Source organism: Vibrio sp. V12_P9A6T4, assembly GCF_963874835.1.
Lineage (GTDB): Bacteria > Pseudomonadota > Gammaproteobacteria > Enterobacterales > Vibrionaceae > Vibrio > Vibrio anguillarum.
Genome location: NZ_CAWNJO010000108.1, coordinates 1 through 7380, shown reverse-complemented (window position 1 = coordinate 7380; position 7380 = coordinate 1). Strand labels below are relative to the sequence as shown.

General features: G+C 45.1%; 6 protein-coding genes. 4 read left to right on the top strand and 2 right to left on the bottom strand.

Translation table 11 applies throughout. The features are described from left to right. Positions 1-109 precede the first annotated feature (109 nt). Entirely contained in the window at positions 110-1015 is a 906-nt protein-coding gene (punR, locus tag AACQ42_RS16120; protein ID WP_094147384.1) for a DNA-binding transcriptional activator PunR, read from the top strand. A 66-nt stretch (positions 1016-1081) separates the two neighbouring features. Here the strand turns inward: punR and fadA are convergent, their stop codons facing one another. Then, positions 1082-2257, bottom strand: a complete 1176-nt coding sequence (fadA, locus tag AACQ42_RS16115) for an acetyl-CoA C-acyltransferase FadA (protein WP_094165829.1) — start codon at positions 2255-2257, stop codon at positions 1082-1084. A 14-nt stretch (positions 2258-2271) separates the two neighbouring features. Further along, a complete protein-coding gene (gene fadB, locus AACQ42_RS16110) occupies positions 2272-4443 on the bottom strand; it encodes a fatty acid oxidation complex subunit alpha FadB (RefSeq protein WP_094165828.1) in 2172 nt (723 codons plus the stop codon). 218 nt (positions 4444-4661) lie between these two features. On the opposite strand from fadB, the gene AACQ42_RS16105 reads away from it, so the two are divergent. The 3 genes from AACQ42_RS16105 to hemG are packed head-to-tail and all read left to right on the top strand — an operon-like array spanning position 4662 to position 7310. Next, positions 4662-5285: a YigZ family protein gene (locus tag AACQ42_RS16105; protein ID WP_013855603.1), complete on the top strand. Its 624-nt coding sequence runs from the start codon at positions 4662-4664 to the stop codon at positions 5283-5285. A gap of 30 nt (positions 5286-5315) precedes the next feature. Further along, positions 5316-6773 carry a TrkH family potassium uptake protein gene (locus AACQ42_RS16100; protein ID WP_017046377.1) on the top strand — a complete coding sequence of 486 codons (1458 nt, stop codon included), beginning with the start codon at positions 5316-5318 and terminating at the stop codon, positions 6771-6773. A 9-nt stretch (positions 6774-6782) separates the two neighbouring features. Further along, a complete protein-coding gene (hemG, locus tag AACQ42_RS16095; RefSeq protein WP_013855605.1) occupies positions 6783-7310 on the top strand; it encodes a menaquinone-dependent protoporphyrinogen IX dehydrogenase in 528 nt (175 codons plus the stop codon). Positions 7311-7380 lie beyond the last annotated feature (70 nt).

Genomic DNA, 7380 nt, shown 5'->3' with positions numbered 1-7380 from the left:
GTATTAATCTATGCCAACCTTAATTTATCTACTCATCTATTCTATTTTTCGTTTAATATTAAATGAAACGCTAAATTTGTTGGTTATTCATCAAAAAAATTGAAGGCTTATGTTTTCTAAATCCTCATTAGAAATGCTTGATACTGTCGCACGGTTGGGTAGTTTTACCGCCGCTGCGGAGGTTTTGCATAAAGTGCCGTCAGCGATCAGCTACGGCGTTCGCCAAGTCGAACAAGATTTGGATGTGCTGCTATTTCGCCGTTTACCTAGAAAGGTGGAACTGACGCCCGCTGGTGAGCTGTTTATGGTGGAGGCTCGCCAATTGCTTAGGCAGATGGAAGAGATTCGTTCACAAACTAAACGCGCGGCGCATGGTTGGCAGAAAACGCTAAAATTGACGCTTGATAACGTGGTCAAACTCGACAAAATGAAACCGCTGGTGGAAGATTTTTATCGCACGTTTGAGTTTGCTGAGCTGCAAATCAACATGGAAGTATTTAATGGCTCATGGGAAGCTATTGCGCAAGGTCGAGCTGATATTGTGATTGGTGCAACCTCTGCGATTCCTGTCGGTGGTGATTTTGAAGTGCGTGACATGGGCGTGTTGGATTGGGCATTTGTAATGTCTCCTCGTCACCCTTGTGCTCAAGAGCCCTATTTAACCGAAGATTTTGTCAGTCAGTTCCCGGCGATTTGTTTGGATGACACGTCAAGTGTATTACCCAAGCGGCATACGGATCACTACCCGCAGCAACGGCGCTTACTTTTACCGAATTGGTATAGTGCGATTGAATGCTTAAAAAATGAAGTCGGTGTGGGCTACATGCCAAGACACATTGCACAACCTTTGATTGTTGATGGTGGGTTGGTTGAACGGGTTCTCACCGTTGATAAACTGCTTAGTCAATGCTGTTTAGTATGGCGCAAAGATGATAATCATAAATTGATCGAGTGGATGGTAAATTATCTGGGTAGTAGCGATCAACTTTATCGTGATTGGCTTCAAGCTAAATAACCTAATAAGAAGAGCCAGCAGAGCTGGCTCTTAAAAGACTCTTCAGTGAGAAGAAAAACAGAATGGTTATGGGCGCTCAAAAATAGTCGCAATGCCTTGGCCTAAACCAATGCACATCGTTGCTAGACCATATTTGGCGTCTTTCGCTTCCATCAAGTTAATCAGTGTGGTGGAGATGCGCGTGCCAGAACACCCGAGAGGGTGACCCAGTGCGATCGCCCCTCCGTTTAGGTTAACCTTCTCATCCACTACATCGAGCAAACCAAGATCTTTCGCGCAAGGTAGAGATTGAGCTGCAAACGCTTCGTTTAACTCAATCACATCCATATCTTGCATGGTGAGGCCTGCGCGCTGTAGCGCTTTATGGGTCGCCGGAACTGGCCCGTAACCCATAATTGAAGGATCGCAACCAGCGACGGCCATTGATTTCACTCGCGCACGAATCTTTAAGCCAAGCGCATTGGCTTTCTCTTCGCTCATGATCAACATTGCCGATGCGCCATCGGACAGAGCCGATGAGGTGCCTGCTGTTACAGTACCATTGGCTGGGTCAAAAACAGGACGTAACTGTGCTAGCCCTTCAACAGTGGTTTCCGGGCGGATCACTTCATCAAAATCGAGCGTGAACAGAGTACCATCTTCGGCATGAGCTTCAGTGGGGAGGATTTCATTTTTGAAGCGGCCTTCAACGGTTGCTGCGTAAGCGCGTTGATGCGAACGAGCGGCAAAGGCATCTTGTTGCTCACGGCTAATGCCGTGCATTTTACCTAACATCTCAGCCGTTAACCCCATCATCCCCGCAGCTTTGGCAACGGTTTTTGACATGCCGGGATGGAAATCAACGCCATGGTTCATCGGTACGTGTCCCATATGCTCAACGCCGCCCACAAGGCAGATTTCAGCATCACCAACCATAATGGCGCGGGTGGCATCATGCAGTGCTTGCATTGATGAACCACATAAACGGTTAACGGTGACGGCACCAATTTCAATCGGCAAGCCAGCTAACAGTGCCGCATTACGCGCGACGTTAAAGCCTTGTTCTAAGGTTTGTTGTACACAGCCCCAGTAGATATCTTCGATCTCTTTTAGGTTGACTTGTGGATTACGGGCTAAAATGCCTTTCATCAGATGTGCAGATAAATCTTCCGCACGAGTATGACGAAATGCCCCACCTTTTGAGCGACCCATCGGGGTGCGTAGGCAATCAACAATTACGACATTTCTCTTATGTGAAGTCATTTGGACATCTCTCCTTAGATAGAACTTGCTTGTTGAGCACCGTAGAAGGTCTCGCCTTTTTCTGCCATATCAAGCAGCAGTTGAGGTACATGATACATCGCGCCCAATGCTTGGTATTGGCTTGCCATTGCAACGTAGTTTTGTAAACCAAGACTATCGAGATAGCGGAATACGCCGCCTCTAAAAGGAGGGAACCCCAAGCCGTACACCAACGCCATATCAGCTTCTTGGGGTGAGGCGATGATCTTCTCTTCTAAACAGAGTGCCACTTCATTGATCATCGGAATCATCATGCGTTCAATGATGGTTTGATCATCAAAAGTACGTTTATCACCACATTCTACGTTAAGAACAGTGAGGACCTCTTCAGAGAAAGTTTTCTTCGGTTTACCTTTCTTATCTAAAGTGTATTGATAGAAACCGCTGCCATTTTTCTGGCCATATTTATTGGCGTCAAACAGTGCATCAATAGCATCGCGGCCCTGTTTACCCATACGTTCAGGGAAACCTTGTGCCATGACTGCTTGTGCATGGTGAGCGGTATCAATACCGACCACATCTAGAAGATAAGCTGGGCCCATTGGCCAACCAAACTTACGTTCCATCACTTTATCGATTTGAGTGAAATCAGCGCCATCGCGCAGTAATAAACTAAAGCCACCAAAGTAAGGGAAAAGTACGCGGTTTACGAAGAACCCAGGGCAGTCATTGACCACGATGGGGGATTTACCCATTTTGGCCGCGTAAGCGACAACTCGATTGATGGTTTCATCGGAAGTGTGTTCACCACGAATAATTTCCACCAATGGCATACGATGTACTGGGTTAAAAAAGTGCATACCACAGAAGTTTTCTGGACGTTTGAGTGATTTGGCCAGTAGGTTGATTGGAATGGTTGAGGTGTTCGAGGTGATAACCGCATCCTCACCAACATTGGCTTCGACTTCACTTAGTACCGAGGCTTTGATTTTCGGGTTTTCAACCACAGCTTCAACAATCACATCCGCTTGCTCAATCCCCGCATAATGGAGGCTAGGCGTAATCGATGCGAGCACGCTAGCCATTTTAAAACCATCAATTTTTCCGCGCTCTAGCTGCTTGTTGAGTAACTTAGATGCCTCGGTCATACCTAAATTAAGGGACGATTGAGCGATATCTTTCATCAAAACAGGCACGCCTTTTATTGCCGATTGATAAGCAATGCCGCCGCCCATGATACCCGCACCAAGTACCGCCGCTCGGCCGGTTTCTTTATTGGCTGATTTGGCCGCTTTTTTTGCCAGTGCTTTAATATATTGGTCGTTGAGGAATAAACCGACCAAGGATTTCGCCGCTTCAGAATGAGCGAGCTTAACGAAGTGTTTACGCTCAATGGCCAATGCTTCATCACGGCTACAGCGCGCGGCTTCTTCTATTGCAATAACAGCCGTTATTGGCGCTGGATAATGAGGTCCGGCATGTTGTGCAACCAAGCCTTTGGCCATGGTGAAGCTCATCATGGCTTCTAATTTGCTGAGTGTCAGCGTGGACGTTTTTTGCTGGCGACGCATCTTCCAATCAACGGTTTCATTGATGGCTGATGTAATGGTTTTGAGTGCTGACTCAAGCAGTTTGTCGCTATCAACAATCGCATCGAGCAGCCCAATTTTAAGGGCTTCCTCAGCACGACATGCTTTGCCTTGAGTGATCACTTCCATAGCATTGTCGGCACCAATCACACGAGGCAGACGCACACAGCCACCGAACCCCGGCATAATACCAAGCTTTGTTTCCGGTAATCCTATGCTGGTGGTCGCATCACCAATACGGAAATCGGTAGCGAGTACACACTCACATCCACCGCCTAGCGCGTGCCCTGTTAAAGCGGCTAGTGTCGGAACGGGTAGATCTTCTAGTTTGTTGAAAATGCTATTGGCAAATTGCAGCCATTGGTCGAGTTCTTGCGCAGGTTTAGCAAAGAGGCCTAAAAACTCAGTGATATCAGCCCCGACAATAAAAGATTCTTTATCGGAAGTAAGAATAAGGCCTTTCAGTCCTTGGTGGGCTTTTAGGGCATCAAGTGCATGGTTGAGCGATTCAAGAGTGGCAAGGTCAAGTTTGTTCACTGACTCCTTGGAGCAGAAACGCAACTCCGCAATACCATCTTGTAATTCCTTTACCTGTAGGGTGTTGGCTTGGTAAATCATTGTCTATCTCCGTGACATACAACCTTAAGATCGTGTGTGAGAGTTTTTGTTGTATTAATGGTTCTGGTTTGACCAGTCGGTTTAGTTTGACCTGAGGATTGTTTAATTTCAATACATTTTTTAAACAACTGTTTAACATTGAGTGCAAATGGAGATCAGCGCTGCTTTTTTAAGTGCACGTGTTACACTCTTGCCATCCGCTCGATCTATGATTTCACATGAACGAACAACCTTATTTAATTCCAGCGTTGCCCACCCAATTTGAAGAGGAAATCAAAAAAAGCCTCTTTATTACCTATTTGGCCCATACTCCGAGTGTAGATGCTGCCAAAGCCTTCGTTGCGCAAATAAAGACAAAACATAGCGACGCCAGACATAACTGCTGGGGCTTTGTTGCCGGACGACCGGAAGATTCGATGTTGTGGGGTTTTAGTGATGATGGTGAGCCATCAGGGACGGCGGGCAAACCGATATTGGCGCAGCTAGCCGGATCGAGTGTCGGGGAGTTAACGGCCGTCGTCACTCGTTATTATGGTGGGATTCGTCTTGGCACTGGTGGGTTAGTTAAAGCTTATGGTGGCGGAGTACAACAAGCACTCAAGCAGCTTCAAACTATTGAGAAAAAAATCACCACAAAATTATCCCTAACGTTAGACTACGGTTTTGTGCCGATTGCTCAATCCATCATCGCGCAGTATGAAGCATTAGAAGTCGAAGCCGATTATAAAGAACAGGTTAAATTTCTTGTTGAGATAGAATTGCGCCATCTTGATGCCTTTACTCAAACTATCATTAATAAAAGCGGTGCAAAAGCTGTAGTGACCGCCATAAAAAATAATTAGGAAGTCAGAAGCTTCGCTTCAGAAAAAGCAATGCAAATTCGATCTATTATTCGTATCGTCGGGCTTTTGCTCGCGCTATTTAGTGTCTCTATGCTTGCCCCTGCGCTGGTGGCTTTGCTGTACCGCGATGGTGCAGGTGTACCTTTTGTCACGACCTTTTTTGTATTGTTGATGTGTGGCGGTTTTTTTTGGTTTCCAAACCGCCGCTATCGACATGAATTGAAAGCCAGAGACGGTTTTTTGATCGTTGTACTGTTTTGGACGGTTATCGGTAGTGCGGGTTCATTACCGTTTTGGTTGGCGGATAACCCTAATGTATCGGTTACTGATGCGTTTTTTGAATCATTTTCAGCATTAACCACCACCGGAGCAACCGTCATTGTTGGGTTAGATGAATTACCTAAAGCGATTTTGTTCTATCGGCAGTTTTTACAATGGTTTGGTGGGATGGGGATCATCGTTCTAGCGGTGGCCATTTTGCCAGTATTGGGAATTGGGGGAATGCAGTTATATCGAGCCGAAATTCCAGGCCCGGTCAAAGATACTAAAGTCACTCCAAGAATCGCCGAAACCGCTAAAGCACTTTGGTACATCTATTTAAGCTTAACGATTGCCTGCGCGACTGCTTTTTGGGCAGCAGGGATGACCCTATTTGATGCGATTTGTCATAGCTTCTCTACGATCGCTATTGGTGGGTTTTCGACTCATGATGCAAGCATGGGGTATTTTGACAGTTATGCGATCAATTTAATTACGGTTGTTTTTTTGCTCATTTCAGCCTGTAATTTTACGCTCCATTACGCGGCGTTTGCGACAGGTGGTGTTCATCCAAAATATTACCTTAAAGATCCAGAGTTTAGAGCTTTCGCTCTTATACAAGTCATTTTGTTTGCGGTTTGCTTTTCGATTTTACTCAAACACCATTCTTACGACTCTTTTTATGACGCTTTTGATCAGGCGCTATTTCAAACGGTATCCATTTCGACGACGGCAGGCTTTACCACAACAGGTTTTGCAGATTGGCCGTTATTCTTACCTGTATTATTGCTGTTTTCTTCATTTATAGGTGGGTGTGCTGGCTCTACGGGCGGTGGCATGAAAGTGATCCGTATCTTATTGCTTACCTTACAAGGTGCTCGTGAGATGAAACGCCTTATCCACCCAAGAGCCGTGTATACGATTAAGGTGGGCGGAAGTGCTCTTTCACAGCGAGTTGTTGACGCGGTTTGGGGATTTTTCTCAGCGTACGCACTGGTCTTCGTGGCGTGTATGTTGGCATTGATCGCAACAGGAATGGATGAACTGAGTGCATTTTCTGCCGTCGCTGCAACATTGAATAACTTAGGGCCTGGATTGGGTCAAGTCTCCGTACACTTTGCGGATGTTAATGACAGTGCAAAATGGGTATTGGTTGTTTCGATGCTCTTTGGTCGCTTAGAAATTTTTACACTATTAATACTGCTTACCCCTACGTTTTGGCGCAGTTAAGGATATCCCGTGCAAAAAGCTCTTTTTCTCTATTCTTCCCGTGAAGGTCAAACCAAGAAAATTCTTAACTATATAAAAGAGGAACTTTCTGAGTTTGATTGCGAACTTGCCGATTTACATCAAATTGAGGATATTGATTTAGCTCTTTACGATCGAGTCTTAATTGGTGCTTCTATTCGCTACGGACATTTAAATAAAAAGCTTTATCAATTTATAGAAAAACATGCCGAGCAATTAGCACTCGCTAAAGCGGCGTTCTTTTGTGTCAACTTAACTGCAAGAAAAGAAGCGCAGGGTAAAGATACTCCAGAAGGAAGTGTCTATATTAAAACCTTTCTCAGTAAATCAGCATGGCAACCCAAGCTAATCGGAGTTTTCGCTGGTGCTCTTTACTATCCACGTTATCACTTTTTCGATAAGGTGATGATTCGTTTCATCATGTCATTGACTGGCGGTGAAACTGATACCTCAAAAGAAGTTGAATACACAAACTGGCAAAAAGTATCTCTTTTTAGTGATAACTTTAAAAAATTGTAAATAAAAAGTCGATTTTTAGCGTCTTTTGGCTTTTTTCTGTTCGAACAAATAGAAAATCAAAAAAAACAGC